Origin of the sequence: Nocardiopsis camelliae (assembly GCF_028993595.1) — a bacterium.
Lineage (GTDB): Bacteria > Actinomycetota > Actinomycetes > Streptosporangiales > Streptosporangiaceae > Nocardiopsis > Nocardiopsis dassonvillei.
Genome location: NZ_CP118614.1, coordinates 4,115,285 through 4,141,143 on the forward strand (window position 1 = coordinate 4,115,285; position 25,859 = coordinate 4,141,143).

The 25,859-nt window shown below is 72.5% G+C and carries 18 protein-coding genes; 4 read left to right on the top strand and 14 right to left on the bottom strand.

What is annotated here, in order from left to right; translation table 11 throughout:
* Positions 1-162: 162 nt before the first annotated feature.
* The 6 genes from PV789_RS18035 to PV789_RS18060 form a co-directional block, all read right to left on the bottom strand.
* Positions 163-3,309 (bottom strand): HelD family protein, encoded by a 3,147-nt coding sequence (locus PV789_RS18035; protein ID WP_274973734.1) that lies wholly within the window; start codon positions 3,307-3,309, stop codon positions 163-165.
* Between the two features lie 410 nt (positions 3,310-3,719).
* The gene (locus tag PV789_RS18040) at positions 3,720-4,529 is read right to left on the bottom strand and encodes a hypothetical protein (RefSeq protein ID WP_274973735.1); all 810 of its coding nucleotides are present in this window, start codon (positions 4,527-4,529) and stop codon (positions 3,720-3,722) included.
* Positions 4,530-4,537: 8 nt separating this feature from the next.
* Positions 4,538-6,553, bottom strand: a complete 2,016-nt coding sequence (locus PV789_RS18045; protein ID WP_274973736.1) for a hypothetical protein — start codon at positions 6,551-6,553, stop codon at positions 4,538-4,540.
* A complete protein-coding gene (locus PV789_RS18050) occupies positions 6,543-7,388 on the bottom strand; it encodes a hypothetical protein (RefSeq protein WP_274973737.1) in 846 nt (281 codons plus the stop codon). Before PV789_RS18050 ends, PV789_RS18045 begins: the two co-directional genes overlap by 11 nt.
* A 114-nt stretch (positions 7,389-7,502) precedes the next feature.
* Positions 7,503-8,213, bottom strand: coding sequence for a Crp/Fnr family transcriptional regulator (locus PV789_RS18055; protein ID WP_274973738.1), 711 nt, complete (start codon positions 8,211-8,213; stop codon positions 7,503-7,505).
* Between the two features lie 165 nt (positions 8,214-8,378).
* Positions 8,379-9,395, bottom strand: coding sequence for an SEC-C metal-binding domain-containing protein (locus PV789_RS18060; protein ID WP_274973739.1), 1,017 nt, complete (start codon positions 9,393-9,395; stop codon positions 8,379-8,381).
* A 342-nt stretch (positions 9,396-9,737) separates the two neighbouring features.
* Here PV789_RS18060 and PV789_RS18065 point away from each other — a divergent pair, with 342 nt between their 5' ends.
* Positions 9,738-11,954 (top strand): FGLLP motif-containing membrane protein, encoded by a 2,217-nt coding sequence (locus PV789_RS18065; protein ID WP_274973740.1) that lies wholly within the window; start codon positions 9,738-9,740, stop codon positions 11,952-11,954.
* 70 nt (positions 11,955-12,024) lie between these two features.
* Here the strand turns inward: PV789_RS18065 and PV789_RS18070 are convergent, their stop codons facing one another.
* On the bottom strand, positions 12,025-12,732 hold the full coding sequence (locus tag PV789_RS18070) for an MgtC/SapB family protein (RefSeq protein ID WP_274973741.1): 708 nt from the start codon (positions 12,730-12,732) through the stop codon (positions 12,025-12,027).
* A gap of 264 nt (positions 12,733-12,996) precedes the next feature.
* Here PV789_RS18070 and PV789_RS18075 point away from each other — a divergent pair, with 264 nt between their 5' ends.
* Positions 12,997-15,225, top strand: a complete 2,229-nt coding sequence (locus PV789_RS18075; RefSeq protein WP_274973742.1) for an N-6 DNA methylase — start codon at positions 12,997-12,999, stop codon at positions 15,223-15,225.
* A gap of 158 nt (positions 15,226-15,383) precedes the next feature.
* Here PV789_RS18075 and PV789_RS18080 read toward each other — a convergent pair whose 3' ends face one another.
* Together PV789_RS18080 and PV789_RS18085 are read right to left on the bottom strand one after the other, a co-directional pair.
* Positions 15,384-16,787, bottom strand: a complete 1,404-nt coding sequence (locus tag PV789_RS18080) for a purple acid phosphatase family protein (protein ID WP_274973743.1) — start codon at positions 16,785-16,787, stop codon at positions 15,384-15,386.
* 98 nt (positions 16,788-16,885) lie between these two features.
* Positions 16,886-18,535 carry a serine/threonine-protein kinase gene (locus PV789_RS18085; protein WP_274973744.1) on the bottom strand — a complete coding sequence of 550 codons (1,650 nt, stop codon included), beginning with the start codon at positions 18,533-18,535 and terminating at the stop codon, positions 16,886-16,888.
* 244 nt (positions 18,536-18,779) lie between these two features.
* Between PV789_RS18085 and PV789_RS18090 the strand changes: the two genes are divergently transcribed.
* Positions 18,780-19,445, top strand: coding sequence for a hypothetical protein (locus tag PV789_RS18090; RefSeq protein WP_274973745.1), 666 nt, complete (start codon positions 18,780-18,782; stop codon positions 19,443-19,445).
* 215 nt (positions 19,446-19,660) lie between these two features.
* On the opposite strand, the gene PV789_RS18095 is transcribed toward PV789_RS18090, so the two are convergent.
* The 4 genes from PV789_RS18095 to PV789_RS18110 all read right to left on the bottom strand — a co-directional run bounded on the left by PV789_RS18095 (position 19,661) and on the right by PV789_RS18110 (position 23,557).
* The gene (locus tag PV789_RS18095; protein ID WP_274973746.1) at positions 19,661-20,095 is read right to left on the bottom strand and encodes a YchJ family protein; all 435 of its coding nucleotides are present in this window, start codon (positions 20,093-20,095) and stop codon (positions 19,661-19,663) included.
* 162 nt (positions 20,096-20,257) lie between these two features.
* Positions 20,258-21,226, bottom strand: coding sequence for a serine hydrolase (locus PV789_RS18100; RefSeq protein WP_274973747.1), 969 nt, complete (start codon positions 21,224-21,226; stop codon positions 20,258-20,260).
* A gap of 394 nt (positions 21,227-21,620) precedes the next feature.
* Entirely contained in the window at positions 21,621-22,190 is a 570-nt protein-coding gene (locus tag PV789_RS18105) for an Rv1352/Rv1906c domain-containing protein (RefSeq protein WP_274973748.1), read from the bottom strand.
* Positions 22,191-22,693: 503 nt separating this feature from the next.
* Positions 22,694-23,557 (bottom strand): SDR family oxidoreductase, encoded by an 864-nt coding sequence (locus PV789_RS18110; RefSeq protein ID WP_274973749.1) that lies wholly within the window; start codon positions 23,555-23,557, stop codon positions 22,694-22,696.
* A gap of 200 nt (positions 23,558-23,757) precedes the next feature.
* Between PV789_RS18110 and PV789_RS18115 the strand changes: the two genes are divergently transcribed.
* Entirely contained in the window at positions 23,758-24,660 is a 903-nt protein-coding gene (locus PV789_RS18115) for a helix-turn-helix domain-containing protein (protein WP_274973750.1), read from the top strand.
* Between the two features lie 167 nt (positions 24,661-24,827).
* Here PV789_RS18115 and PV789_RS18120 read toward each other — a convergent pair whose 3' ends face one another.
* A complete protein-coding gene (locus PV789_RS18120; protein ID WP_274973751.1) occupies positions 24,828-25,673 on the bottom strand; it encodes an alpha/beta hydrolase in 846 nt (281 codons plus the stop codon).
* Between the last annotated feature and the right edge of the window lie 186 nt (positions 25,674-25,859).

Genomic DNA, 25,859 nt, shown 5'->3' on the forward strand with positions numbered 1-25,859 from the left:
GGGTTCGCGGGAACCCCGGGCGGTTCGTTATCCGGAAGGCGCCGACCTCCTCCCCGTCCAGCCCACGGCGGGTCTGCCCGGTGGTGCTCGCGTCCTCGACCGGCCGCACGGCCCCGTTCTCGGCACGGGAACGGGGCCGTCGCGTACGTGCGGCGTGTGGGCTCAGGCCTGGTCGGCGTGCACGCGCTCCCCGGCGATCAGGGCCGCGTTCTCGCCGCGCCACGTGTCCGCCTCCCGCCAGATCACCGACACCCCCAGGGCGCCGAGCAGCGCCGGGGCCGACCAGTCCTCCTCGGGAGGAGCGGGGAGGACGAGGCACACCCGGTCGGCTTCCGCTCCCCGGGCCCAGCGCGCCTCCAGCAACTCCAGGGCCTCACGGCGCAGCCTTTCGTAACCCGTGTCCTCCTCGGGCAGAACGCGGTACAGCACGGACAGGCCGGAGAGATGGCAGAGTACGTCGCCGTTCTCCTGGTCGTCCGGTCGGCTCCCCGCCCGGTACAGGTCGGCGATGAGGCTGTGGCGCAGGAAGCCGTACACGCTCTGGTCCCGGGCCTCCCCCCGCTGTGCGATTCCGGCCAGGAAGAGGCGCAGGTGCTCGGCCGCGGTGGGGTCCTGGGGCCCGGGCTGCGGCGGAACCGGTGGTGTGGGCGCGCTCATCGGCTGCTCCTCGATCCGCTCGGTCGCGGTGTCACGGTGCCTTGTGGTGGTGTCGCTGTGCCTTGTGCGCTGGGAGATCCGGGAGTCGATCCCCGCCCTGTGCTGGGCCCAGCTGCGTTCGGCGTGCACGGTCTGGTAGTCGACCACCGACGCGGCGGACCGGTCCAGGACCAGCCGGTAGCCGTCGCGCTCCAGGTGCCAGCACCCGTCCGTGCGCCGGGCCTGTCGGCCCTCGGTCAGGAAGTCGCCGAGCATGGCGCGGATCTCCACCTCGGCCTCCCTGGCCGTGGCCCTGTGGCGGACCGCGAAACGGGCGCGCGCCGCGGCGCTGACGGTGATCGCGGCAGCCCGCACGGAGGGCTCCAACCGGGCTCCGGTGTCCAGCCCGGAGGGCGAACCCAGCACGGTCGGCTGGCCCTCCGGGCGCCGGGCCCGCCTGGTGCGGTAACCGCCGCATCCGGGCCGCCGGCACCAGCCGTCCGGGGAACTCGTGCGGTTGCGGCACCGCTGACCGTCGGCGTGGTGACGGGTGCAGGTCCTCTCGTGGTCTGTCACGGGGGCGGACGGGTCGACGAGGGTGTCGGGCAGAGGCCCGGTGTGCAGGACGGTCAGGGTCTGGGTGCACCGGGTCAGCGCGACGTAGAGCCGTCCGTGGCCTCCGGGGCCGGAGTCGGATATCTGGCGCGGCTCCACCAGGATGACGTGGTCGAACTCCAGGCCGCTGACGTCGGAGGCCGCCAGGGCTCGGACGGTGCCCTCGGCGGGTGCGGGGCCGGTCGCCAAGGCGTTCGCGATCGGCTGCAGGTACGGGGAGGCGTCGTCGGCGACGATCGCCACGGAGCGCTCGCCTCCCTTGGCCAGCAGTTCGGTCGCGCGCTCACGGACACCATCGATCAGGTCCTCAGGGGCGAGACGGGCCATGGTCAGTTCCCCGTCCCGGGGCTCGCGGAGCGTTTCGGGGAAGGTGGTCAGTTCGGAGGCGGCCACGGCGGCGGGGACGGCCGTGTGCATCACCTGGCTGGGGATGCGGTATCCGAGGGTGAGTTCCTGCAGTTCCCAGCCGTCGGGCAGTTCCAGGTGGTCGGTCAGGGCCGCCCAGTCGGTGTGGCTGTGCGTGCCCGTGGACTGGGCGAGGTCGCCCAGGATGGTGAGGGAACCGCTCGGGCAGCGGCGGGCCAGGGCGCGCAGCTGCATGGGGGTGAGGTTCTGTGCCTCGTCCACCACGATGTGCCGGTAGCGGTCGGGGGTGTCTCCGTTGAGGAGGATCCGCAGTTCCTCCAGACAGAGCAGGTCGGCGCTGGTCCAGGACTCCTGCCCGGTCCGGTTGGCCGCGGGCCGGTACAGGGCGGACTGCTCCTCGGCGGTGAGGACGCCCTCGGACGCCTGTCCCAGGACCTGGGCGTCGCCGAGCAGCCTTCGGTAGAGGCGGTTCTCGGAGACCCGGGGCCAGGTGGCGTTGACGGGTCCGGCCAGGGAGGAGGTGATGCGACGGCGCAGTGCCTGTCCCTGGCGGCGGTGCCGGTAGGAGATCTGGTCGAGCATGCGGTCCACGAGCAGGTCGGTGAAGCGCTGGCGGCGGGCGTTGAGGGGTGCGTCCGACTCCAGCACTTCGGCGAAGGTCCGCTCGATGTCGGCCTCGGCCACGGCCAGGGGGCTCTCGTCGACCCGGATTCTGAGCTGATCGCCGTCGAGGAACTTCGACCAGGCCCCCGCGCGTACCGTCTGGCGGACCGCCTGGCGCAGGACCCCGGCCATCCGGGCATCGGACTTGATCCGGTGCTGCTCGGCGGTGTCGTGACCTCCGCTCCGCCCCGGGCACAGGTCGTCGACGCGCAGCGAGGTCACACCGCGTGTGCCCAGTGAGGGCAGCACCTCGCTGACGTAGTCGAGGAAGTACTGGCTGGGGCCGACGACGAGGATCTGGCCCGGGGTGAAGTGGTCGTTGTCCAGCAGCCAGGTGACACGGTGCAGGCCGATCGCGGTCTTGCCGGTCCCCGGACCGCCCTGGACCACCAGCGCCCCGGGCCGGTCGTGGCAGACCAGGTCGAGCTGGTCGCGGTGGATCGTATCGACGATGTCGCGCATGAGACCGTCGCGGGAGCGGTCCAGTTCCCGGAGGAGGAACGGGTCCTGTGCCGTGCCCGCCTCCTGCTCCTTCCGGGCCCGGATCGCGGCCGCCACCTGGGCCGGGGAAGCCTGCTCCGAGGAAGGCTCGTCGGCCTTGCGGACGAGTTCGTCGTGGTAGTCCACCACGCGTTCGCCGTGGCAGCGCAGGCGTCGGCGAAGCGTCACCGCGCCCTTCTCGGTTCCCCGCTCACGGCGCCAGCGGACCGCCGCCGGGCTGGACCACTTGATGACGAAGACGTTCCCGTCCTCGTCCCGGACACTTCTGCGGCCCACGTAGAAGGTCTCGTCGCCGCTCTCCTCCTGAAGGTCCACACGTTGGACGACGAGCTGCTGTCCGCCGAGTTCGTACTGCGCGACCCAGCGTGCGTACTCCTCGTGCTGGGCCGCGCTGTCCTTGGCGCTGGCGGCGGCGTCGGCGGTGGCCAGCCGTGTGGTCTGGCCGCGCTGCCGTTCCAGACATCGGTGGGCCCGGTCCACAGCGGTCTGTTCCTGCTCGATGATCCGTTGGCGGGCGTTGCTCCCCATCGTTTCGCCTCCCTCACGGAGAAAGGTGCGGTGGGCGGCGCCACGGGGGGCGTTGGCGTCACCCTGGTCGGACCGGTCACGGAACACTCGGCATGCAGAGCCGGGGGGCTCGCGTTCGGAACTCGGTCCGGCTGTCGGGGCTGTGTGCACTCACAGAAACCGTAGGTTCATGACAGCATAGATCGGACTGTGAATACAGCCAACCATGATTACGAAGAAGTTTTTCGACTCTGGTGACCGTGTGTGGCCACACCACTGAGGCGCCCGTTCCCCCGCCCTCGCCTCGACCGCGACCTTCCGGGCAGCGGCACAGGGACAGGACGGAGCCACCGGGCCTGAGGTCACCACGACAGCCCGCACACGACGGGCCACGGACGCCCATGTCAGCGCCCATGGCCCACCGGTCGGAGTCAGCCCTGCGGCCACCTGTCTCGGAGCCGTTCGACCAGGTCGCGGCGCTCGAAACCTTCCAGGAGGGCGGCCAGCTTCTCCAGTACCGGAGCGACCTCCCACTCCTCCAACCCGGACAGGAAGGCGTCCAGGACCGGGTCCTCGGAGGGACCGGCACCGTCCGACCGGCCCTCCGGGAACCGGAACTCCGCCTCGGGTGTGTACTCCTGCCGAGGGGACAGCAGGTCGAGCGCGGCGCCGGCCTGGGCGATCTCGTTCCAGCGCTCCCGGTGCTGCTCGAACCACCACACGCGCGCGGTGAGCGGATCGTGCAGCACCTCCTCCAGCAGTTCCCGGACCCGGCGCATGCGCACCTGGTGCTCCTCGCGGGCCACCTCGGCGCGGTGCCACACCAGCTGGCGCTGGCGTTCGAGGGCAAGGTCCTCCTCGTGCGCGGTGAGGGCCACGCTGACGCCGAGGTCGTGCACGGCCGACACGCCGAAGGCGTCTCCCCCGGTCAGCACGCAGGCGACCTCCGCCTGTGCGCGGCCGTGGTCGCCGAGCGGGAAGTCGGCGCTGCGCCGGGCGGCCTCGCGTATCAGGGTGCTCTGGAGCAGTGCCCGGCCTCGGGCGTGTTCGCTGTCCTCGGCCCGGTACCAGACCACCGTGAGATCGAAGGCGGCGTCGAACCACAGACCCTGGCTGCTGGTGGGCAGACGCGCGGTGAAGACGAGCTGTTCCTGCACGACCTCGTGGGTGTCCGGGCGCCTCCTGTCCGGCGGAGGGCCGAACAGGGCGTGGATCAGCGATGTGAACAGTTCTCGGAGCATGGCTCTCCTCAGGACGGGTCGAGGGCGCGGCGCAGTTCCTCCACCGCGGGCGAGGTACGGGTGTGCGCGCAGGACCAGCGGCGGGCACAGCGGCGGAGTGTGTCGGCGAAACCCGGATCCCCGGCCGCCGCGCCCAGCAGCGAGGCGGGGACGGGCCCGTCCGCCCGGCGTTGGTCGGACAGGGCGCCGAGCCAGGCCCACAGCACGGCGCCGGGGCGGACGGCGGACAGGTGGACGGCGCACCAGGCGGCCGAGACCGGCGCGGGCTCCAACGCGCCCCGTCGCAGTGCGGACAGGACCGGCGAGCCTTTGGGTCCTTCGACCTCCAGCAGACGCAGCAGCAGACGGGCGGCCAGAGTGGAGCGCCTGCCGCCGCCGTCCACCCAGCGCGGCAGCGCGTCCAGCACCACCGCGAGGTTGCCCGGTTCGGCCGCGATGTCCGCCAGGGCGCACAGGAGGTCCTCCTCCCAGGAATCCTCGGCCCTGTTCGCGAGGTGGCGCAGCCGGGTGAGCGCCGTCTTCGGCTGGATCTTCCCGTAGATCCGGCACACCTCCAGCACCATCCGGTCGCGTGGCGTCGGCCTGCGCGAGGAGGCGATGCGGTAGAGGCGGTGACGGATCCAGGAGCCCAGTTCGCGGGTGACGGCCGCCTCCGCGATGGCGGGGACGGCGGCCGGTTGCAGGGCGGGCGAGGCGCTCCAGCGGTCCAGCAGCGTCTCCAGCGGGCCCGGGTCGCGGTACCGGCGGGCCAGGGTCAGCCAGCGGCGGGCGACGTCGATCCGCTCCTCCCGGGAGAGCAGGGGCGCCGTCTTCCAGGCCCACTCCTGGAAGGAGGCCCGTGCGTCGGGGTGCTCGCGCCACAGGTGGTCCAGGGCGTCGTCGCCGTGGCCGGGCCGGTGGAAGTGGACCCGGTCCCCCGTGACGTGGGCGCCGATCCCTCCCAGGTACTCGGTGAAGCCGCTGCCCGAGATGGGGGTGGGGCGCATCGGGGACACCCCCCACCGCTCCGCCAGCCCGTGGGCGTGGTGGATCACGGTGTCCGAGGACGCGCCCTCCAGCAGTGCCACGGCCTGGGTGAGGACCCGGGGGAACTCGTTCTCCCCGTCGCCTGAGGACCAGCCGGGCAGCGTGTCCGCGGTGTCGGCGAACTCCTTGAGCGCGCGCTCGATCCAGGCCGTGTGGTCCTCCTCGGCCAGAGGAGCGTGCGGAGGCCTGGTGCGCTGCACGTCCTCGGCGAGCCGGACCGCCCGGGCCGGTCCGACACCGGACAGCGCCGCCTCCACACGCCGGTCGGCGGCCCAGCGCCGGGCCAGGTCCGCACCGTACAGACGGGCCAGGGACTGGAAGAAGACGTCCACGGCGCGTGCCGGGGCGTCGATGCGCAGCCGTGCCCGGCAGGCGGCGAGTTCCCGTTCCCAGGAGTCGGAACGGCAGACGACGACGAGGAGGGTGCCGGAGGCGCGGACCTTCTCGACGAAGGTCCTGACCGCGGCACGCTGGGACGCGCTGGGCTCGCGCAGATCGCTCAGGTCCATGAAGCGCGGGCGTTCGGAGGACAGGGTGATGTCCGCCAGTCCGGCATCGTCGACGTCGAGGTCGGCGATCACCTCGTCCACGGGTTCGTGCGGGCACAGGGTGGCCAGCGCGTGGATCGCGGTGGTCGTCCGGCCCCTGCCGGGTTCGCCGGTGACCAGACCCATCCGGTGTCGCGCCAGTTCCTGGGTGAAGGCGGTGTACTTCCGGGTGTCGCTGGGGCAGAAGGCGGCCAGGATGTCCTTGATCCGGTCCGGTCCCAGTTCGGCGGCGTGGCGGAGTTTGCGGGTCGCGGCCTCGCCGAGGAACTCGCGGTACTCGTGGTAGTGGACGCCGCCGGTGATGCTGTCGGCGCTGACCACCTGGCCCCGGTTGTCCCGGACCGCGTTGCCAGTGGATGCCCGGGGCTGGTCGCCGACGAGCGCTTCGGCCGGGTTCGCGTCTGCGACCTCGTCGAAGGCGTCCGCGTCCCAGGGCTCCTCAGGAGGCATCGGAGGCACCTCCGAAGGAGACGCCGCCGTTGACCGTTCCGGCCTGGACCACCTGGCCGCGGTCGTTGTGGCCGACGTTGTTGCCCGTGGTGGGGACGGTCCCGCCCGGCGCGGCGGGGGCCTGTCCGGCCGGGCGACTCCGCTCGGGCGCGGGGGCCGCCCCGGGTTCGGCGTGCGCGCCGGGGGCCCAGGAGGGGGTGGGCACGAACAGGTAGCCCTCGGCCTGGAAGTCCTTGGAGGGGACGGAGGCGTGCACGGGCCGCCAGCGGCTGGCGCGGACGGGGGCGAAGCCGCCGAGTACGACGTCCTCGTAGACACGGCGGGAGACGATCGTGGCCAGCAGGGTGGTGTCGGGGTCGGAGGCCTCCAGTTCGCGCCGCACGGGCTCGGAGTCCAGCAGCCGGTGGGTGCTGATCATCGCCTCTCCCATGGCGTCGATGCCGCTGCCGTCGCCGGTGTCGGGCAGGGGGCCGACGTCGATGCTGGCGCGCAGCCGCATGCGCAGGCTGCGGTCGTGTGCCGCCAGGAGGGGTTGGACCTGTTCCAGGACCCTCTGGAGCTCCTCCAGGAAGGGGCTGATGAGGTAGGGCAGGTGCTCGGGCTCGGCTCCCATGACGTAGCCGTCGCCGCTGTGGCGGGGAAAGCGCGCGTCCTTCCACACCGGGAGCATGTCGGCACGGGTGAACGCCTTCTCCAGCACCTCGGGGATCTTCTGACCGACGAGTTGCTGGTTGCGTGCGCTGGTCCTGCTGAACTTCTCCATGTCCACCGCCAGCACGGCGCGGTAGGGAGGGAGGGGCTCGCTCTTGCCGATGCGGGACAGGTCGATCTCCACCGGGGACTCCTGGGGGTGCGGGGGCCCTATCTCGGGCCGGACGGGACCACACTCCCCGGCGCACGAGTCCCGTGGTGTTCAGTTCTGAACACAGGAGGCGTGGAGTGTCCGCCGTCACACCGGTTCGTCTCCGGCCGCCAGGGCCTCCAGCGCCTCCAGGTCGAGGATGGCCACGTACTGCCGTCCGGTGCGGATGACGCCCCGCTCCCGCAGGGAGGTGTAGGCGTGGTGGAGGGAGGTGCGCGACATGCCCGCGAACCCGGCGATCTCGCTCTGGGCCAGAGGGACTCCCAACAGGCATCCGCGCGTGACCGGTGCGCCGTCCTCGGACAGGGGTGCGGGGAGGGGTTCGCCCATCACCGAGGCGAGGTGGAGCAGGGCGGCGGGCAGCCTGCGGTCGGCGGGGAGGGAGGACTGCTGCACCCTGAGGCGGTCGCCCTCGTCCTGACGCATGAGGGCGCTGTGCCACAGCGCGTTGCCCAGACCGAGTTCGTCGACGACCCTGCGGAAGCGGTCCGCGGGGAGGAAGGCGGTCGTGCTCGGGCACAGGGCCGTGACCGTGGCGTTCCTGGGGCGCTCGGCCCCGGCGAGGACGGACTCCCCCAGCATCTCCCCGCGGGTGCGGAAGGCCAGGGGGACGCAGGAGCCGTCGGCCCTGATGGAGACCACCTTGGCGCGGCCGTTCAGCACGAGGTGCACCCCTCCGCCGACCTCGCCCTGTCGCAGAAGCGCCTCCCCCCGGGCGAACCTGCGTGTCACCGCCGACGCGGTCAAGCGCTCCCACTGTTCGTCGGTGACCAGTCCTCCGAAGCCGTGCCTGTCCACGCTCGCGACTCTCCTCTTTCCCAGGGCTGTGACCGGCAGGGCGATTCTCACCGGTCGTGTCCGTCCGGGCGCGGTGGTGGCCGGGTCCGGCCACCACCGGCAAGATCCGGTTTCAGGGGGAGCCGAGGAGCGCCCGTGGGACCTTGCCGTCGGAGGCGGCGCGGGTCACCGGTTGGACGGTGAGCCGCAGCACTTCTTGTACTTGCGTCCCGAGGCGCACCAGCAGGGCTCGTTGCGGCCGGGCGGCCACGACCGCAGCCTCGGGTCGTCCGCGGAGAGCTCCAGGTCCGACCAGGTCCGGACGGTGTCGTCGTCCGCCGGGTCCAATCCGGAGCGCTCGGCGAACTCGACGATGTCCTCCACGCCGTGCAGTACCACGCCCCGCTGCGTTCCGGGGTGTTCGCGGTCGCGCTCGCGCAGGCTCCGTTCGGCGGCGCGGTAGTAGGCGTCGTCGCCGTGCTCGGCGGCCTGCCCCGTGAGCAGTCCCCGGACGCGGGCCCCGTCGAAGGCCGCGCGGGAGTAGAGCGCCTCCACATCCCGGGCCGGGCCGTCTTCCTCCGGCCAGCCCTCTTCCTCGTAGGGCAGGCCCAGCGCGCCCTGCGCCTGCCGTTGGGCCACGACCAGGGCCACCTCGTCGTGGCCGTCGTGCGGCAGGCCGAGGTTCATGCGCGCCAGCAGGCGGTTGACGATCGGCGACAGGGAGAGGTCGTCCTCGTCGGCGAGCTCCTCCGGCGGCTCGGCGAGCAGTTGCCGGGCGGCGATGTTGAAGCAGCGCAGCGCCTCGTCCCAGCGCTCCAGCTCCCGCAGGTCCTCACCGAGCAGGTCGGCGGGCCCCTCGTCCAGGTGGCCCGGACGCAGCAGTTCGGAGGTGATCCGCTCCGCCTCCGCCCTGTCCCGCGGGTCCGAGCTCTCCCGCAGCAGGTCGGCCAGTTCAACGGAGGCGTACTGGCCGTCCTCGGAGGTGGGAGGGTGCTCGCGCACGGTCTCCAGCAGGCGGCGGGCCTGGTCGTCGCGTCCCGCACGGCGCAGTTCCACGGCGGAGTCCATGAGGACCTCGCCGGTGTCGTCGGGGTAGGCGGCCAGCTCCTTCCGGACGCGGCTGGGCAGGTCCGGTTCCCGGAGCGCGACCGTCAGGGGCGTGTCGCCACCGACCGGGGCGGTGGAGGAGGCCTGGTCGTTCATGGCCACCAGGTTAGAAGCCGCCGGAACGGCGGACGACCCGTTTCCCGAAACAGGGAGGGCGAAAGGTGTTTCCCGGCGGCGCGCGACGGAGCTCACAGCATTCGACGGAAACTTTTCCTGCGGGCGTCGAAAAAGAAGGAAAGAAACACGGTCACAGAAACACACCAGCACCATGAACTGCACGGACAGAGCACCGACGCGCCAATCACGTCGGATGTCAGGATGCCACGGACGTACTTCGCATTCACTCCGAGGCCGCATCAGGCCATTTTCCCGCGCAGAACTCCGAAACCGTTCATGATGGGAAACGTCCCCCACTAACTGAATCAGCCGGGAGCAGCCATGACGCGTACCTGGGGAAGTCGGTATCGAGCGACCGAAGAGCGGCCTCCGGGCCGGAGCCAGCGACTCACCGCCCTCACGACCCTGTCAGTCCTCTTCTGTCTGGGGACCGGCTCCGCCGCGTGGGCCTCGGAGAACGACGGCGAGAGCGCTGACCTCGTCGCGGCTCCCGACGTGGTCTTCGAGGAGGAGTTGGGCACGCTCTTCGACCCCGTGGAGACCGTGCCTGACGCCCAGGGCGTCACCGGCCACCTCTTCGGCAACGGTGAGGACACCGCCTACCTGTTCGCCCTGCGGGACGCCGAACCCTGCGCCCTCCCGGAGGGCGCAGGCGGCACCGATGGCGAGGGGAGCCGGGGAGTCCGGGTGACGGTCGCCGTGACGGAGATGGGCTCCCAGGAGTGGGCGACCGTGGAGCCCCTCCGAACCGACGTGTACTACGCCGCCCCCGATGACCTGGTCGTGGAGATCGTCGAGCCCTTCCGCGAGTTCGTCTACGGCGCCGCGCGCGTACGGATCGACTGCCTGGCTCCCGGCGGCGAGTGGGAGCGGGCCGCGCTGACCGGGCTCAACCTCACCTCGGTGAGCCAGAGCGGCGGAGGGGCGGAGTTCTTCGTGGACCGGTTCTCCCCCGTGGTGGAGGACGGGGTGGTCCCGCTCGACCTGAACACCGAGGAGTACGTCGCGGGCGACCAGACCACCCCGGTGATGGAGGAGCTGCGGGCTGAGCTGGACGGCGAGCCGGTGGAGCTGTCGGGCACGGGCAGTACCGGGCAGGTGCTGGTACCCGAGGGAACGGAACCGGGCCTGCACGTTCTCACACTGGTCCGGGAACACGAGTTCACCCCGGGATGGGTGGACGTCCCCGTCATCACCGGGTTCGCCGCAGCCCCGGCCGCACCGGCGCCCGTGGCCGTGCAGGACCCTGGCCTCCCCCGCGTGGACGAGCTGCGCACGGACCCCCAGACCCTGCTCCTCGCCCTGGGCGCGAGCGCGGTGGCGGCCGGTGCCCTCATGCTCATGGTCGGGTTCCCCTCCGACATCTTCAACAAGTCGGTGGAGGCCAACCAGGGGCGGGTGCGCCAGTGGTGGAACGGTGTGCGGGCGGCCCTGGCGGGGCGGCGGGGCAGGCCTCGGGCGGTCTTCACCCTGCGTTCGGTCCTGGCCTTCCTCGTGTTCTGGGTGGCGGCGGCGGCGCTGCCGGTCCTGTTGAACTGGAACCCGGGCCCGCAGGCGACTCCGCTGCTGGACTTCCTGGGTCTGCTGGTGGCGGTCTTCTTCGTCACCGCCTTCTACGCCGGGATCGTCGACGACCGGGATACAGCGTGGTCCGGCGTCCGGGGCCGGTTCGAGGTCCTGCCGACGGGCCTGGCCATCGTGGCGCTGTGCTCGGCGCTCTCAGCCGCCCTGGACTTCGAACCGGGGTACTTCTACGGGCTGATCGCCGGGTTCGCGGCGGTGGTCGACCGGCGGTCGCGGCTCGACATGCCGGTGCGCGTGCGGGAGGACTTCGCGCGCGTGCGCGAGGGGCGGGCGACGATGCTGGGCGCGGTCTTCATCCTCGTCCTGAGCGCGGCCTGCTACCTGGTCTGGAGCGCGTTGAGCCCCGCGGCGCAGCGGGAGGACGCCTCCTTCGTGCTGCGGCTGGCCGACAAGGCCCTGTTCTCCACCGTGCTGCTGGGCGTGCAGACCGTCGTCTTCGGGCTCCTGCCGATGAAGTTCCTGGACGGGTACCGGCTCTGGAGCTGGGGCGCCGTTCCCTGGGCGGCGGTGTACCTGCCGGGCCTGTTCCTCTTCGTCTACCTGATGCACATGCACCCGGCCCAGGTCTCGGCGCAGACCGTGCCCGAGTCCCTCGTCAACACCCTGGTCCTGTTCGCGGGCTTCGGTGTGCTGTCCCTGGCGGTGTGGCTGTTCTTCGTCTGGCGCTCCCGGCGGGACGAGCGGCCCGCGGCGCGGTCGACGCGGAACGGACTGCCCGCACCGGCCCCGGTCCCCGGACCGGGCGAGCCGCCCCCGGTGCCCGTGGGGGCCGCAGCCGCGGTGCCCGATGCCGGGCGTGAACAGGTTCCGGACCTCCCCGCCGCACCCGCGCCGGAACCGGAGGACGATCCGAGCGGGAGCCGGAAGGAAGGGCGTTCCGACACCTCCGGAGAAGGGAGTCCGGAAAGCGCACGGGAGGAACCCGCGGAAGACACGGAGGGACCGACGGGGTGAGGAACTCCGGCGCAGAACCTCCGCGGGGGCCGCCCCTGTCCGGGGTGCCCGCTGGGAGCGACCGGTTCCCTCACTCCGCGTCCTCGGCCAGCTCCTGCCAGCGCACGGACGAGACCTCCGGCTCCAGGCTGAGCCTCCTGACCAGCTGTTCCACGGCTTCGTCCTGGCGTGCGCCCGCGAAGACGTCGGCGTACACGGACACCAGGTCCTCGCCCTCGTCCAGGTGGCGGCAGTCCAGGGAGCGCAGTGTGAACTCGGTTTCGGACAGCGCCTGGAGCAGCAGGGCCCGTACGTGGGGGTCCTGGGCGTTCGTGCACACGATCCGGATCCGGTAGACGGTCTCCTCGTCCTTGGAGTTGGCGGGCGAACTCTTCTGCAGCCGCCGGGCCACCGGGCGCAGCAGGACGTTGGCGGCCACCACCGCCACCGCGCCCATCGCCGCGACCAGGTAGACGCCGCTTCCGGCCAGGACTCCCACGGCGGCGGCGCACCAGATCGTCGCGGCCGTGTTGATGCCGCGGATGTTGATGCCGTCGCGCAGGATGACGCCCGCGCCGAGGAAGCCGATGCCCGACACCACCTGGGCCGCGACACGCGTGGGGCTGACCTCGTCCACGGCGTAGGCGGCCAGCAGGACGAACAGCGCCGACCCCACGGCGACGAGCGCGTTGGTACGAAGGCCGGCCATGCGAGCCCGCCACTGGCGTTCGACGCCGACCAGGGCGCCCAGTCCGAACGCGCAGCCGAGCCGGAGTGCGGCCTCCCACCATTCCAACATCGGCCCACTCCCCCACAGGTCGCCCGTCCGATCCGCTTCGCGGGGATCGCGCGGCGCCGGAACACCGACGCGTACGCGACATCACGCCCATCTCACCGGATACTGGACACGGCTACCCGCTCCTCACCCGCGTACACCCGTCCTACTGTGAAGCCGCCCAACCATCACGGACCCCCAGATCAGAAGTCCGCGAACAGGGTTTTCACCCGGCGCGTGTGTATAGTCGTGACCGGTCTGCTGTCGTCCCGGACGGGTGGGGAAGCCATGGGCACCGGTGAGGTGGAGGTGAGCTCGGCCGACATCGCCAGGATCGCGGGCGTGAAGCCGACGGCGGTGAGCAACTGGCGGCGCCGCCACGACGACTTCCCCCAACCGGTGGGGGGCACCGACCGCAGCCCCCGCTTCGACCTGGGGCAGGTGGAGGAGTGGCTGTCCACCCACCGCCAGGTCCCGAGCATCGACCCCGACCAGCGCCTGTGGCAGGCTCTGGACTCCCTGCGCGGCTCCGTCCCCGTCGACGCTGTGCTCGTCCAGGCCGGGGTACTGCTGTGGCACCTGAGCCGCGATCCTGAGGCCGGGAAGCACGGCACCGGGGAAGCCGGGGAACCGGACGGATCCGCGCTGGCGGTGCACGCCCGGTGGAGTTTCGAGGATCTCCTCGAAGGCGCGGGTCTGGCCGCTCTGTCCGCGCGCCGCCCCGAACCCGTTCCGGACGCCCACCTGGGTCCGTTGGCCGACGCGGCGGTGCGCGCCGCGCGGGAGAGCGATCCGCGGGCCGCCTTCGAGCGCCTGCTCAGCCGCCTGGACCAGCGCTCCCCCTCCGGCTCGCACACGGTCCCGCCCGAGCTGGCCGACCTCATGGCGGGTCTGGCCGGAACCGGGAACGCCGGAACCGCCCGCGAGGACGGCGGAGGCGAGCACGCCGGGACGGGGAACACCGCAACCGGCCCCGAGGACACCGCGGCCCCGGAGGAGGACAGCGCCGGGAACGGGGACGGTCCCGCCGGTACCGTGGCCGACCCCGCCTGCGGGCGGGGCGGGCTGCTGCTCGCCGCCGCGCGCGGTGGACGGCGCGCCCTGCTGGGCCAGGACCGGGACGCGGCCTCGGTGTGGCTGGCCGCCCTGCGCCTGGCCTTCGCCGGCGCCCTGACCGGGGAGGCGGACCTGCGGGTGGCCGACGCGCTGCGCCTGCCCGCGTTCGCCCCGAACGCACCGGACGGCGCGGAAGGCGCCGACGCGGTCGTGTGCGCCCCGCCCTTCGGCGAACGCAACTGGGGCGTCGAGGAACTCGCGGAGGACCCCCGGTGGACGTACGGGGTCCCCCCGCGCCTGGAGTCCGACCTGGCCTGGGTCCAGCACTGCCTGTCCCTGGCCCGGCCGGGGGGCTCGGTGGTCGTGCTGATGCCCCCGGGCGCCGCCCAGCGCCCCTCGGGGAGGCGCATCCGCCGGTCGCTGCTGCGCGCGGGCGCCTTCCGCGCGGTGGTCTCGCTCCCGCCCGGGTTCGCGGCCCACTACGCCGTTCCCCTCCAGCTGTGGGTGCTGCGCCGACCGGAGCGGGACGCGGTCCCCGCTCCCGTGCTGCTCGTGGACACCGCCCCGCACGAGCCCGGGCAGACCTGCCCGCCGGGCGGGGTCCTCGGCCGGATCGACCGGCTCTGGCGGGAGTACCTGGCCGACCCGGAGGGGTTCGACGAGCACCCGGGGGTGGCGCGGGCGCTGGAGGTGGCCGACCTGCTGGACGAGGACGTCGACCTGACCCCCCGCACGCGCCTTCCGGTTCCGCGCGCCGCGGCGGGCGACCTGGACCTGTTCGCCGAGCGGCGCACGCGCCTGGAGGGCGCGCTGCGTACGCTGCGCACGCTCCTGCCCGAGGCGCCGCGGGTGGAGCCCGGCGGCGAGGCGGTCGGGGTGGTCACGCTCGGCGAGCTGGCCCGGGCCGGGTCGGTGACGATCCGGCGGCCCCTTCCCCGGCGTTCGGCGGAGGAGGCGGGCCCGCGCACCAGCGCCAGGGTGATCAGCGGTGAGGCCGTGGCCCGCGGGCTGGGGGCCTCGCGCACGGAGGAGGTGGACGCCGACCCGATGCGCAACCCCCCGATCCAGGAGGGCGACGTGCTCATCCCGGCGGTGGCTCCGAGACCCGCCGCGCGGGTGGCGACCGGGGACGACGCGGGCGCCTACCCCGGCGGCGGCCTGTACGTGGTGCGCACGAACCCGGGCGCGGTGGACCCGTGGTTCCTGGCGGGGTTCGTCACCAGCTCCGGGGAGAGCCGGAACATCACCCGGATGAGCAGCAGCATGCGGGGCCACCTGAGGATCGACCCGTCCCGGATGCGGCTCCCGGTGCTGCCGGTGGAGGAGCAGAGGCGGTACGGGGACCTCTTCCGGAGGGTGGCGCGGTTCCGGGAGGCGCTGCTGGAGTTGCAGGGGTGGGGCGAGGAGTTGGCCGACCAGGCCGTCGACCTGGTCGCCGGGCGGTGGGAGACCCCCTCCTGAGGGATGGGGAACGCCGGACCGCCGTAGGCTCGGCGGCCTCGTACGCGTGACGGCTTCGGGATGTCGAATGCCTTGAAACCCTCCGCGGCCCGGCTGCCCTCCGGCCGTGGTCGGGCGGCACCGGCCGCCCCGAGGGCGCGTATGACGGGGACGGTGCCTCAGGAGCCGTCGGTGACGCGCTTGCCGTCCCCGTCCCGGACGATGGTGAAGGAGTCCACGAGCCGGCCGTCGGCTGTGCTGGACCGGTACTCCAGGGTGTCGCCGTCCACCGACACCGTCTGGAAGGTCTGGGTGTCGGTGCGCTGCACGCGCACCTCGGCGCCGTTGTCGGTCCAGTTGCCCTCGGCCGCGTCGTAGGTCTTGGGTCCGGTCACCGCGACCACGTAGACCGGTCCGGTGTGCGTGCCGGAATCGCCGGTCCGGTGCTCGGCCATGTTGCCGCGGGTGTAGGAGTGGTCGTGTCCCTGCAGGACCAGATCCACGTCGTACTCCTCCAGCACCGGCAGCCACGCCTCACGCAGCGGCGCGTTGTCGCGGTCGGGGTCGGCGGAGAAGACCGGGTGGTGGAAGGTGACCACGGTCCACTCGTGGGGGTTGTCGGCCAGCACCCCCTCCAGCCACCGCCGCTGCGTGTCCAGCCACCGCTCGGTCTCGTCCGAAGGCACCTCGCGGTAGTTGGAGTTGAGCACCACGAACCGCACGCCCTGGTAGTCGGTGTGGTAGACCGTCCCGGCCAGGTCCGCGCCCTGGTCGGGGCCGTTGCCCGCGCCGCGGAACTGCGGAACCCAGTGTTCGCTCAGTCCGCCGTCGTACTCGTGGTTGCCGGGCGTGGCCACGTGGTTCATGCTTCCGGTGGCCGGGCCGAAGGCGTCGAACCACTCGTCCCACTCCGAGCCGCTGTCGGCGGAGTCGACCAGGTCGCCGGAGTGCACGGCCAACTCGGCGTCGGGCGCGGCCTCCAGGCCGGCCCTGACCACGGGGGCGGCCTCGTCGGTGATGTCGTTCTGGATGTCGCCGAAGTACAGGAAGCTGAAGGGTTCGGCCCCCTCGGCGGCGGTGGTGAAGGTGCGCCAGTCGCTCACCGCTCCGCCCGCGTCACCGCCCCCGCCGGCGACTTCACCGCCTTCGCCGCCTTCGCCGTCCGCACCGATCCGGTAGCGGTAGGCGGTGTCCGGTTCCAGGTCGGTGGCCGTGGCCGTGAAGGTGGAACCGGGCTCCTCCCCTCCCGTGGCCCGCCCCTGCACCCGGGTGGGTTGCGCCGACTCGTCCTCGGGGCCGATCTCCAGGAAGGCCTCCCGCGCACCGTAGGCGCGCCAGGTCACGGTCTGGGAGGTGCTGGGGTCGGCGGTGGGTGAGAGCAGGACGCGGTCGACGGGCCGCTCAGGCGGGGCCTCGGGGGTGCAGGCGCCCAGCCCGACCGTGAGGACCGCGCCGCCGAGGGCCGCGAGCGCGCGGAACGCAGCGGAGCGGGACCGGAGCGGGCCGGACCCGGCCGAGCGGTCCCGCGGGGATCGGGGCGGCGCCGGGCGGGGCCGCGGAGCGCGGGACGGAGCGTCGGGCATGAGGAGGACTGTCCTTTCTGACGGCGGACCGGTGCCGCTGGCGCGAAGGGGCGGCGGGGAGCCGCCCGTGTGACGGCTCCCCCGGTCTACCAGGCCAGCTACCCGATCAGGGAGTCGAGCATGGGCCCGAACTCCTCGTCGGAGGTCAGCAGTTCCACCGACCTGTGCTCGTGGTCGATCCTGGCCCCCACGGGACGCAGGTCGGGCGGCGTGCCCTGGTCGCGCGAGCGCGAGCCGGGGTGCCACCAGTAGAGCTGGGCGCTGACGGGCTTGTCGCCGTCGGCGGTGAACCGCTCGGCGACCTGCTGCATGTGGTCCAGGGCCGCGATCGGGTGGCCCTGTCCCAGGGGGTGGGCCAGGAGCACCTCGGGAACGGGGAAGGCCACGAGCGCGCCGTGCGGCAGGTCGCCGAGGTAGCGGTCGAGGGCGTGCGCGTGCGCCGCCACGTAGGGGTGCTGGCCGCCGATGTGCACGATGCGCGCACCGTCGGCCTCGTGCTCGCTGACCTCGACGGTCTCGGCCACGGAGGCGGCCACCGCCTCGGCGAAGACCTCGCCGTCGGGACGGCCGGAGCGCTCGTGCACCTGGCGGGGCAGCGGCCTCAGCGAGTCGGCGGCGTCCACGACCACGGTCTGCCACAACCCAGGGGCGACCTCGCGGGTCAGGAGGGATTCCAGCACACCCTCGGGGAAGGCGGAGGCGGGGTAGAGGCGCACCCGGAGGCGTCCGTCGGTGTCGCCGCCGCCCTGCCCGGTGGCCTGGCTGAGCTGTTCGACGGACGTGCGCGCGAACTGGGCGGTGTTGTGCGCGATCTGCTCGGGGGCGGCCTCGCTCAGCGCGGCGCGCAGTCCGCTGATGTCGGCGCTGGCGTGGTTGCCGTCGGGCAGCGTGACGACGAGCGTGTCGGCGCCCTGGAAGGCGGCGCCCACCCCGGCCTCGGCGAAGGCCGCCGCCAGGGAGACGGCCACCGTGTCGTCGGGGTCCGGTGCGGAGGGGGCGCCGGCCGGGTCCGCGTTCCGCGTACCGGTGGAGGGCGACTCCGCGGAGGAGCCGTCGGCGCCCTGCTCCCGCTCACGCGCGGCGCCGGCCATGAAGCTGGCGAAGCGGGCGGCCAGGTCGGTCCGCTGCTCCTCCCCGGCGATGACGGCCTGGTCGAAGGTGTCCCCCATGTCGGCCTCCATGAGGACCGCGCCCCCGAAGTCGAACACGCGCAGGCGGGTCGGCGGCAGGAAGACGGCGCGCAGCCCCTCCTGCTCGCACGCCCGCACCAGGGCCGCGCCGAACTCCTCGCGCGTCCGTTCGGGCTCCAGTTCGCGCGCCTGTTCCAGCCGGGCGCCGAGCCAGTCGGGGATGCGGTCGTGCGCGCGCGGAAAGCGCTCCAGTTCCTGGGCGTAGATGAGCGGGCTGGTCCCGGGCGGCAGGTCGGGCTCGGTGTCGTGGTTGTACTCGACGTTGAACCGGTGCGAGTGGTGGACCGAGAGGACCATGGAGAGCCAGGTGCCCGCGCCCTCCTGGAATCCGGACCGCTTGAGCGTGTCGACCAGGTCGCCGACGCCGCCGGGCACCTCCAGCTGCCGGACCTGGCCGTCCGCCTCCTGGACGGCGAGCATGTCGGCGCGGTACGCGCCGATCACCCTGGCCAGGTAGGTGAGCTGTTGCCAGCCCTCCGGGACGACCGCGACCAGTCGCCCGGCGAGGTCCTGGAGGACCTCGCCCTGTTCGAGGGGGCCGGGAGGTTGGGGAGTCATGTGGGGCTCCGTGTCCGTGTGGGTGCGTTCGGTCGGTTGCGCGCTTCCTTCCTATCGTGCCGGGAGGACGGAGCGTGACCTCGCCCGTACCTGACGCTGTCCGCCGCGTGCCGCCGCCCGTTCACGCGGTCCGGGCGCCGCTTCGACCCTCCGTCGCGGAACCGCTACCGTGAACTCCGCCCTGTCGTGGCCGTCCCACCCCGCCGCGGTCGCGCTCTCTCCCCCGGACCTGATACGGACTTTCATGAATTCCCTACGTATGCGCCACAACGCCTCCTTCCTGGTCGGCGCCCTCCTTCTCGCGGTGACGGCCTGCGGCGGCGGTGAAGGCGAGGAGGCCGCCGCCGACGAGGAGAAGGTCGTGCTGGACCTGGCCGAGTTCACGCGCGACGGGGTTCCCGACAGCGTCGACAGGCTCCGCCCCGAGGACCTGCCGGATAAGCCCACGAGTGCCGAGCCGATGAACGTGCGCATGGCCTGGAACGCCATGGAGATGGCGCACAAGGCGGGCAACCACGTGGACCCCGATGCGACGGCCGAGTGCCCCGGCCCGGAGCTGGAGCCCGAGGTCGGAGCCACCCTGACCTGCGACGTCGTGTACATGGGCGAGGAGTTCACCTGGGACATGGAGGTGACCAGCGGGGGCGTCCTCATCCAGTACGAGCAGACGCTGTCGCCGGTGCCGGTGACCCGCGAGCGGGTGGAGCACCTGGTGCGCTGGCAGGTGCGGGGCGAGTACGTGCGGTGCGACATGCCCGAGATGGTGACCGCCGAGCACGGTGAGGACGCCGGTGTGACGTGCGAGTCCTGGAACGACTACGCCCACAGCACGCACCGCGTCACGGTGAGCCAGGACGGCATGCACGGGATCGAGACGCCGGAGAGCGACTACGGGGCCGAGGCCGCCTGACCTCGGGGTGGGCGGTCCCGGGGCCCCGGGGCCGTGTACGGGACCGCCATACGGACGGGGCCCGCTGGGCTCCCGGCGACTTCACCGCCCTGCGGGCGGGTGCCCGGACACCCGCCCGGGCCATCGGGGAGCGGGTCCCCGCCCGCGCCGTCGGGGACCGGGTGCCCGGCCGGGACGGAGGGCTGCCCGCCGGGCCCCTGCCGTCCGCGGGGCCCTCAGTCCGCGAGCGCGTCGAGGTAGACCCAGGCGCCCTCGTGGCGCACGAAGCGACTGTTCTCGACGAGCGCCTCGTCGCGGGCGCCCTCGCGGTAGGAGGCGCGGAAGGCGACCGTGCCCTCGTTGTGGAACGGGGTGCCCTCGGTGGTGGACAGGATCTCCAGGCGCACCCACTCGGTGCCGGGATCCAGGTCCAGGTGCCGCGGCCTGGTGCTCGGGTGCCAGGTCCGCAGGAGGTGGTCGCGGTCGCCGACGGCGAAGGCGCTGTAGCGGGAACGCATGAGCTGTTCGGCGGTGGACGCCGCTGCCCGCCCGCTGTGCAGGCGGCCGCAGCAGTCCCGGTAGACCGACGGGCCGCCGCAGGGGCAGGGCGCCTCGGGGTCGGCCGCGGGCCGGGGCGGGGACGTGCGGTGGCGGGTTCTGCGCTGCGACATGTCCTCCATTGTGGCGTCCCGCCCCCGCTGGCGGTGCCAGGTCCGGAGCGGGGGCGCCGCGGAGCCGGGCCGGGCGCTGGCCCGGGTCTGGCCGCGGAGCCGGGCCGGGTCCTGACCGGGGTCGGCCCCCGGGGACCGCAGGCGGTGAAGCGAGGCCTGCGTTCAGGCGCGGCCCGAACCGTCGGAGCCGTCCGATCCGTCGGACAGGGGCTCCAGCGGCGGGTCGGTCGGCGGCGTCCCGATCCGCACGTCCTGGCCGGTGAGGCCGGAGTGCACCTCGGCCGCCACGGACTCGACGGTGTCCACCCCGTACCGCATTCCGTCGTTGTCGTCGGTCAGGACGACGATGTCGTAGTCGCCCACCGGGGTGTCGCGGAAGCCGCCGATGCTGTGCACCCGCCAGAGGCCGGTGTCGGTGTGGGGCAGCCAGCCGTTCTTGAGGTGGACCTCGGCGTCGGCGGGTGCTCCCGAGGGCACACCCCAGCGCTGTTCCCCGATGACGTCGCCCATGAGGCCGCGCGCGAACTCGCGCTCCCCCTGACCGAGCACGTCGTTGTCGGTGCGCAGCAGGCGGAGCAGGGTGAGCTGGTCGGAGACGGTGATCCCCATCAGCCCGACGTAGCCCTCGGGGTCCGGTTTCGTGGCGTCCATACCCGCCAGATCCAGGAACCGCTGGATGCGCTCGGCGCCGATCCGGTTGTGCAGCTCCGTGGCGGCGTCGTTGTCCGAGACGGTGATCATGGCCGTCGCCAGGTCCCTCTCCTCAGCGGTGAGCTCCCGGTTCTCGTCCATGGCGGTGCGCAGCAGCGCACCGAGGACGACGACCTTGCCGACGCTGGCCGCGTCGAACTCCGCGTCGGGGTCGAGTCCGCAGGTGAGGTCGCCGCCGTGCGCGGAGACCCCCACGGCGACGGTCCCCTCCCGCTCGTCCACACGCTCGCGGATCCCCCCGTCGAGCCGTCGCGCGAGGTCGGGGTGGGACTCGGAGGTGCAGATCGGCTCCTGTGCGGTGTCCGTTGCTGCGACGGACGGTGCGGCGGCGGCCGAACCGGCGGTGAGCGCGGCGGCGAGGACCACGGCGGCGGACCGTGCCGGGCGTCGGTACCCGGCGGGTGTGCGGTCGGCGGACATGGAAGGGGCCCTCCCTCGTTCGGCGGATCGGGGCGGCGCAGCAGGCCGCGGACGGACCGACGGACACCCTTGGTACTCAAACGAGTGCACAGGGTGATCGACCGGTGCCCTTCGATTCTCGGTGTCCGGGCTCCGCCACGCGTGAGCGACACGGGGTACCGCGCCTCCGCGAAGCGGTAGCGCGGAGGGGGCACGAGGAGAGCCGCACCGCGCACGGAAAGGCGCGGACCGCCGGTCGGTTCCCACTCGCCCTCCGACCGGAGGTCCGCTGGAGACGGCCCCCGTCCGGGCCGTCCGCTCTACCCCACCTCGACGGTGTAGGTCTCACCCAGGCCGAGGGCGACGGCAGCTGGAAGGGCCGACGCGATCGGACCCAGCACCCGCCCGCAGACGCTTACTCCAGCGTCCACTCACAGTCGCCGGACAGTTCCAGGGCGACGTCGCCCTCCTGGACCACGACGGACCCGGGTCCCTCGATGTTGTTGTTGGCGATGATGTCGTCGAGTTCTCCGGACAAGCCCGACAGGCGGGCGTAGTAGCACATGGGGAGGATGCCGTCCGGGTTCGGCCCGTCAGTGGTGTACGTGCCGGGCTCGATGTCCTCGCCGACGCGGTGGATACCGTTACCGATGCCGGAGGGGGTCTCGGGCTCCTCCTCCGCGGGCTGCTCCTCGACAGCCTCCTCCGCGGCCGGTTCCTCGGCGGCGGCGGTCTCCTCGTCGGCCTCCTCAGCAGCGGACCCTCCGGCGGTCTCACCGCCCGCCTCCTCCCGGGTGGCGGAGGGCTCCGAGGCCCCGCTGTCGAGGTCGTCCCCGCCCAGCACGGCCACGCACCCGACGAGCAGGAACAGGAAGAGGAGGACGCCGAGGCATCCGCCGCAGCCGAGTCCGACCTTCTTCCCGGTGGACATGCCCCGGTTGGCGGGCGGGGGCGGCGGGCCGTAGGGCGGCTGGGGCGAGGTCATGGTGTGCTCCGGTCTGTGTGCAGGGGGCAGCACGGGGCGCTGCCGGGATGTGCGCCGCCCACCGGGCGGATGCGCTCGGCGGGCAGGAACGGAGACAGGAACGCGCATACACGCCCGTCCTCGCGAGACCCGTTGAGCTTCGCTGTGTTCTCACCATACACAGGAGTTGTGAATATGGCCAACCACTATCGCGCACACGCATGTTCACAGCCGTCCACTCGCACAGTCATCCCTGAGAAACGGAGTGTGTCTGCCGAGGGCAGTTCACGTCCGCACGAAACCGCAAGGATCCATGGACGGTCCCCACCCTCGCCGCCAACACCCCCGCGCCGCCCGCCGTGGCAGCACGCGACCTCCGGCCGGGCCCCGCGCCCCACCCGCACCGGAAGCTGAACGCACCAAGGAGATCGACCGGGCCTTCACCGAGGGGCGGATCCGGCGGAGACCGGTCATGGCGCACCGCCGACAAGGTCCACCCCTCAGCTGGTGCGGGTGTCGGAGAGTCAGGCAGCGGGATGGTCGGTGAGGGGCGCGGTCCGCGCGGTGGCGTCGAGGTTCGCGCGCAGGGCCTCGACCTTGTCGGTGACAAAGGCGTGCGAGTCCGAGCCGAGCACCTGGCGCAGCGGGCCCTCGGCGCCGCTCACGACCCGCTCGATGATCGCCGTGGCGCCCTTGACCGGGTCGCCGAGCTGGCTGCCCTGTAGGTTCAGGTGGTTTTCGACCATTTCACGGATGCCCGGGTAGGCCTCGGTGGTCTGGGCGGGCAGCGCGAGGGAGTCCCGGGTGAGGAAGTCGGTGCGGAAATAGCCGGGCTCGACGATCGTGACCTTGACGCCGAAGTCGGCGACCTCACCGGCGAGGGCCTCGCTGAGGCCTTCCAACGCGAACTTGCCGGCACAGTAGAGCGCCCACCCCGGAAGGGAGACCAGCCCGAGCACAGAGGAGACGTTGACGATGTGACCGCTCTTCTGCTGACGCAGAACCGGCACGGTGGCACGCAGGACGTTCCACACGCCGACGACCTGGACGTCGAGCATGTCGCGGACGTCGGCGGGGTCGGTTTCCTCGACCGCGGCCAGGTAGCCGTAGCCAGCGTTGTTGACAACGGCGTCGAGGGCGCCGAAGCGGGCGACGGCCTGGTCGACGGCCTGCTTGACAGCAGCATCGTTTCGCAGATCGACGGCCAGGGGGAGCAGCCGCGACGTGTCGACGCTATCGCCGATCGCCGACAGCAGCCGGTCGGTGGATCTGGTGGTCGCCGCGACGTTGTCGCCGCGCTTGAGCAACTGGGTGACCAGCTCAAGGCCCAGGCCGCGAGAGGTACCGGTCACGAACCAGGTCGACGGGCGATTCGACGGGAAACTCATGGTCATCCTCAATCTCGGAGTTCGGGGAGACGCCGACGGGTGGTGTCCCGTGCCGGCGTGACTCCAAGACTGGTTCACGGCACAAGGCCGCGGGGACTGACCTCGGGCCCTGTGCGACCTCGCACGCCGGAACCTAGGACTCGGAGGTCCAGTCGCAAGCGGCCCAGGTGGATTCTGCCGACCTCGTGGATAATGGGGTCGTGGCACAGACGAATCGCGAACTCGCCGATTTCCTACGCCGCGCTCGGAGCCAGGGCGACCCGTCACGGGCGGGGCTGCCGCCCGACGGGCGCATACGCCGCGTCCCCGGGCTGCGGCGCGAGGAGGTCGCACTGCTGGCCGGGGTGTCCACCGACTACTACGCTCGTCTTGAGCAGGGTCGGCGTATCACGCCCTCCCCTGCCGTGATCGAGGCGATCGGTCACGCGCTCGGACTCGACGCCGCAGGACGGACACACCTGGAAGACCTCATCGGGGTGACGGCGGCACCGACCCGGCGACGGGCCCCTGGCGTCCAACGCGTGCGTCCAGGGCTCCACCAGCTCCTCGACGCCCTCGACGGCGAACCCGCGCTCGTCCTTGGACGTCGCACCGACGTGTTGGCGGTCAACAGGATGGGCGCAGCGCTTTTCGCCGACTTCGAAGGCATGCCTCCCGCCCACCGCAACTACGCGCGCTGGATATTCCTCGACGAGGAGGCCCGCACGCTGTTCGTGGACTGGGACGACCAGGCCCGCGCAGCGGTCGAGAGCCTGCGGTTCGAGGTCGGCCGAGATCCCGACGACCGCGCCACCATCGCGCTCGTCGCCGAGTTGCGCGAACACAGCCGCGAGTTCGACCGGTGGTGGGAGCAGCATCGGGTGCACCAGCGCACCCACGGCTCGAAGCGTCTTCGCCACTCACTCGTCGGCGACCTGACCGTCGAGTACGAGACCCTCAACCCGCCCGGCGACACCGACACCACACTGTTCATCTACACCACTGAGGCCGACTCGCCGTCACGGCGGGCTATGGACATCCTCGCCAGTTGGACCGCGTCCAGCTCGGGAATCGGGATACAGCGCCAGAGCCGGGGCACCGACAGCGTCACCGACCAGGACTGAGCACCGCCTCCCAGAACACGGCCCGGAACCGCGCTGACACCCCCTCCGCCACCGGACGGACCGTGTGCAGCCGTTCGCCCGTGTGCGCGCCCCAAGTCCCCCGCGCTCCCCTCGGGCGCGCGTTCCCGGACGGCGGTCGCCCGTCCGGGAGCGCGGGGGCCGGTGGCCTATCCGAGGTTCTTGCTGTCGGTGTCCCACTCGGTGGAGCACAGGCCGCAGTCGTCGCCGACGAACTCCTGCCGGGCCCCCTGGTCGCCCTTGAGCTGCCACTCCAGCCAGGCGACGCCGACGCGGCCGTACTCACCGCCGTCGGGCTCGGCGAAGGTGCCGTAGTGGCCGACGTCGAGGTGGCCGATGAAGGCGGGCAGCCCCTGCGGCAGCCGTGCGTAGTCGTCCAGGGCGTTCTCGTAGGCGATGTCGCCGGGGCCGCCGGTGAAGTAGGCGACGGGGGCGTGCAGGTCCTCCAGCAGGTCGTTGTCGCGGTCGGTCAGCAGGCCGCTGTTCCACAGCACGGTGGTGTCCACGCGCGGGTCGTCGGCGACCTCGTAGGTCTCCAGGCCGCCGCAGGACTGGCCCATGATCGCGACGCTGTCGGTGTCGATGTGGCCCCGGTACTCGCTGAACAGGCGGTCGTTCTCCTCGATCGCCCAGTCGACCGCCTCGGTGAGCATCTCGGGGTCGGTGCTGCCGAAGCCGCCGGGGCGGCCGTTGGCGATGACCAGGAAGCCGTGCGAGGCGAACTCGGTGAGGATGTTCTCGAACCACGTCCCGTCGGCCCGGCAGGCGCCGTTGCCCCAGGCCACGATGGGCAGCCGCTCGTCCTCGGGCAGGTCCACGGGCCGGTAGACGGTGTGGTCGCGCAGGCGCAGGGTGGTGACGTACTCGGCGTCGTAGGGCCCCGTCCCGCCCAGGACCCGCACGGGGTCGGCGGCGGCCGTCCCGGGGGCGAGGGCGGCGACCGTCGCCAGGCCGAGGAGGACGGACGCCGTTCGGCGTGCCAGTGGTGATCCCATCTCATTCTCCTTGGGGGTGCGCGAAATGCGGGGGTTTGTCTTCCAGCGCGCTGGACACCGAATATCGGACGCCCCGCGGGGGCTGTCAACACACCCTCGCGCACGACACGTGGTTCCACCGATACACCCGCCGGGCCTGCGTTTTCTCCGCTCGGTGACGACGTGCGCACCTGACCAGGAAAGGAG